Source organism: Autumnicola aciditolerans (assembly GCF_041679265.1).
Taxonomy (GTDB): Bacteria; Bacteroidota; Bacteroidia; order Flavobacteriales; family Flavobacteriaceae; genus Autumnicola.
On the sequence record NZ_JBGFSM010000041.1, the window covers coordinates 1 to 3,925 of the forward strand.

The following is a 3,925-nucleotide window of genomic DNA, read 5'->3' on the forward strand; positions in this document are numbered from 1 at the left end:
AAACCAGGAAAGAAAATGGTTAATCCGACAAGTCCGCATCCCTACTCCCGCAACTTGCGATAACCGTAACCGTTGGGTGTAATGTTTAAAACATATGACAGGAAAAAAATTAGATCAAAATTTAAAAAAATTCTTAAGGCATATTGATGCAATAAGGGATACTTTGCCGATGACACTTCTTTTACTTGAACCTTATAGTAAAGAAGCAAATAAAAAATTCAGTAAATTTCTAGACAAAAGTGTAACGGAGATTGAAGATGACAATGGCGAAAAAAAGCTTGTTGTTAAGGTTGAAGATTCTAAAATACTTGACAAATTAGAGAGTAACGCTTCAATTTCATCTCTTGCGTATAAAATTATTCCAGAAAGTCTTTTTGTGTCTCTAATTTCCCAATATGATGCATTTTTATCCAGACTACTGAGAATTATTTACGAATTAAAACCCGAAATTTTAAATAGTAGTGAACGAAATTTGACTTTTTCACAACTAGTGGATTTTGAGTCCTTAAATAATGCAAGAGATTATATAGTAGAAAAAGAAATTGATACCGTTCTAAGGAAAAGCCACTCTGAACAATTTGATTATTTGGAAAGTAGAGTAGGTTTGAAGTTAAGGGCTAACTTACCTATCTGGAAAACATTTATTGAAATAACCGAAAGAAGAAATTTACTTGTCCATTGCGATGGTGTTGTGTCAAATCAGTATTTAAAAAATTGTAAAGAACATAAATGTAAAACAGATAATATAAAAGTTGGTGATAGATTAAATGTTAAACCGGAATATTTTACTGAAGCCTATAAAGCTCTTTATGAAATATCAGTTAAACTTTCTCATACTATTTGGAGAAAACTTATAATTTCAGATTTAAAGGAAGCAGACCGAAAACTAAATGACATTTGTTTTGATTTATTAGATTCAAAATCCTTCGAGTTAGCTGACATTCTACTCTCTTTCGGATACAAACAAAACAAACATTTTAACGAATCATTAAAAAACGTATTCGTAATAAATGCAGCATTGTCCAAATACTTACAAGGAGAACAAAAAGAATGCGAAAAAATACTCAAAATCAAAGATTGGAGTGCCAGCAGTGACGATTTTAAGATAGCTAATGCGATTCTTTTAGAGGAATATGAAACTGCTTATTCACTTATGATAAAAATAGGAGCTAATGGTGAAATCGATAAAACGGACTATCGAGAATGGCCAATTTTCACCAAAATTAGAAAAGAAAAGGAATTTCAAGAAACGTACAAAAATATTTTCGAAGAAGACTATGCGGTTTTAGATACACCAAAGAGACCTGTACAAGAACTTGTAGAAAGGGAATTAAAAAGAAATGAGGAATTGAAGAAAAAAACCGTAAAAAAAGAAAAGTCAGAAAAGGAGAAAATGGCTGACAGACAATAAACACTACACCCAACATCGGTTCATCGCAAATAACGGGTAGTTTGCTGAAAATGGTTATTTTAGAGACCAATTATGGAAACAACAAAGCCGACAACTCCGCGTCCTTACTCCCGCAACTTGCGATAACCGTAACCGTTGGCTACAATTTTTAATTAACCTATGAACTACCTACAAGTTTCTAAGCATATAAAGGAAAAACATTTGAATAGATTAGAAAGTTTTGAAATCAAAAATCTTCAAGATGTCACAAACTTTCACGAGGAACTAATAAAGATCCGAACAGATTTAAAATTCAGCATTGGTATTGATGTTATGCCACATTACAGAGGAGAACAAAATTATGGATGGGATATTTTACCTGGAATATTTCGACCTCCATTTTCCAATAAAATTGACTTAAATAACGCTAGAGAAATTGAGCAAAAAGGTGCTCAAATTTTTAAGCAAAAGATTGTCAAAAACTATGGTGAAGCTCAAATTTTTAAACATAGTAAAAAGCCATATGGTGAAGATTGGGATCTATTATTCCAAGCACAACACGCTGGAGTCAAAACGAATTTAGTTGACTTATCTACTTCAAGTGTTCTTGCATCCTATTTTATGTGTGAGCCTTCTGAAGAACATAAAAATTCGGATGGACAACTTTGGGGTATTCTGGTTCCACACGAATTCATATTCAATGAAACTTCAGAGTACGATAAAACACTTTATCCAAATATAAATCCATCAAATTTAGATTCTTCATTTGTTTGTAACATTCCAACATTCATTGATGACATTGACCAAAGAACTTATCAATTCAGATCAGAATTTTTAGATTAGAAAATCTTTCAAAGTTTAGTAATATTACAATTATCGATTAAATATAATTAGAATCTTAGCCTATGAAAAAAACGTTTCTAGTAATTGTAGCAATTTTGTTTTTAAGTTGTGAAAAGGATGAAGAATTGACTTCCATAAATGGTGATGGAACTGGAGGTTTTTCTTGTATTTTGAATGGAACTATTATGAATCCAAGTGGCGGAGGTGTCGGCGGTAATAAAACTTGTCGTATAAATTACATTTCAGAGGAAGAAGGCTATTTTTTCATAGTAGGATTTACTAGCGATCAATTTGGTTTTAGTGGCGTAGATGCCGTTGTATATTTCGACGATTTGGACAATTTAGATGGACGAACTTTTAATTTGACAGGAAATGGTAATAATCAAGAAAATTATGGATCTGTAATAAAAGGTTCCTATGACGAAGAAGGAAGCAATTATTCAACCGATTCTATATATAATGGTACTCTGGAAATATTACATTATGATAGAGAAAATTATACCGTAAGTGGAACTTTCGAATTTAAGGCAGTAAATGAATTAGGCGAAGTAATTACTATTTCAGATGGAAGGTTTGATTCAAGATTGGGATACTAAAAACTAAACACAACAACGGTTAATCGCCAATAAGCGGCACCGTTAGTAAGAAAATAATTAACTTGACCAACAAACCAAGACTAAGCCGACAAATCCGTGTCCCTTACTCCGCCAACTGGCGATAACCGGGAACGTTGCCAGTAATTTTACAAGACACAGAAAATGAAAGAAAAACAAACAACAATTAACGAAAAAGTTCCAAAATGGATTTTTTTAGTTTTTATCTCATTTAATTTGACATCTTGCTTTTTAGGATTTTATGATGATGATGATTACCCAATTATTGTTGGTAGAGACAACACCTATATAGGTGTTGTTGTTGACACAAACGGGAATCCGTTAAGTGGAAAAACTGTAATACTTAAAGTTGGTTTTGACCAGATTATTGGTGAATTTATCACTGATGAAAATGGTCGTTTCGAAGGTATTGGTGACATTTATGATTCAGGTCTCCAAATTGAAATTAAAAATATTGAAGATTTTCCTAACGTAGACGATAATTTTGTGCAGTATGAATTCCGCTATACAGAATATCCATCAGGACAAATAATAGAAATTCCGCCATTAGTGTATACGCCTATTTCATTTTTCTCAATTGATATTACTAATAATACTGGAGAAAATTATGTTGCTGAATACAAATATACAGAAGGCGTATGTAACAAGGGTTTTGAAGATAATATTGAAACATATTCTCGATGTTATGAGGATAAAACTCGAATTTTTAATCTTGCTTCTGCAACAGGGCCTTTCAGAAGAAGTGTTTTCGCAGTAAGAGGTTCAGCTATTTCCGTCACTCTAACTAATAACATAAGTACTTTAACAGAAACCTATCTTGTTGATGAGATTAACCAAGTAGAAACCATTGAATTCGAATAGAAATTGAATAAAACAAAAAACTACTGGCAACATCGGTTCATCGCAAATAACGGGTATTTGTTGAAAAAGTGTAATTTTAGAAACCAGGAAAGAAAATAGTTAATCCGACAAGTCCGCGTCCCTACTCCCGCAACTTGCGATAACCGTAACCGTTATATGTTATTTTTTTACTTAGTTTTTCGTTTTGTAACCTTTTTAAAATAATCTTCTCTAAAAA

4 protein-coding genes are annotated in these 3,925 nt (G+C 32.2%); all 4 read left to right on the top strand.

The features are described from left to right. Positions 1-94 precede the first annotated feature (94 nt). The 4 genes from AB8M93_RS18380 to AB8M93_RS18395 all read left to right on the top strand — a co-directional run bounded on the left by AB8M93_RS18380 (position 95) and on the right by AB8M93_RS18395 (position 3,708). A complete protein-coding gene (locus AB8M93_RS18380; protein WP_373060389.1) occupies positions 95-1,411 on the top strand; it encodes a hypothetical protein in 1,317 nt (438 codons plus the stop codon). A gap of 159 nt (positions 1,412-1,570) precedes the next feature. Then, a complete protein-coding gene (locus AB8M93_RS18385; RefSeq protein WP_373060391.1) occupies positions 1,571-2,233 on the top strand; it encodes an FRG domain-containing protein in 663 nt (220 codons plus the stop codon). A 62-nt stretch (positions 2,234-2,295) separates the two neighbouring features. Further along, complete coding sequence (locus AB8M93_RS18390; RefSeq protein WP_373060393.1) at positions 2,296-2,829, top strand: Riean_0653 family protein; 534 nt, start codon at positions 2,296-2,298, stop codon at positions 2,827-2,829. Between the two features lie 162 nt (positions 2,830-2,991). Next, the gene (locus AB8M93_RS18395) at positions 2,992-3,708 is read left to right on the top strand and encodes an Ig-like domain-containing protein (RefSeq protein ID WP_298529648.1); all 717 of its coding nucleotides are present in this window, start codon (positions 2,992-2,994) and stop codon (positions 3,706-3,708) included. Positions 3,709-3,925 lie beyond the last annotated feature (217 nt).

Coding starts and splice junctions, on each gene's coding strand:
- AB8M93_RS18385 (WP_373060391.1), top strand. CDS start 1,571: ATGAACTACCTACAAGTTTCTAAGCATATAAAGGAAAAACATTTGAAT.
- AB8M93_RS18380 (WP_373060389.1), top strand. CDS start 95: ATGACAGGAAAAAAATTAGATCAAAATTTAAAAAAATTCTTAAGGCAT.
- AB8M93_RS18395 (WP_298529648.1), top strand. CDS start 2,992: ATGAAAGAAAAACAAACAACAATTAACGAAAAAGTTCCAAAATGGATT.
- AB8M93_RS18390 (WP_373060393.1), top strand. CDS start 2,296: ATGAAAAAAACGTTTCTAGTAATTGTAGCAATTTTGTTTTTAAGTTGT.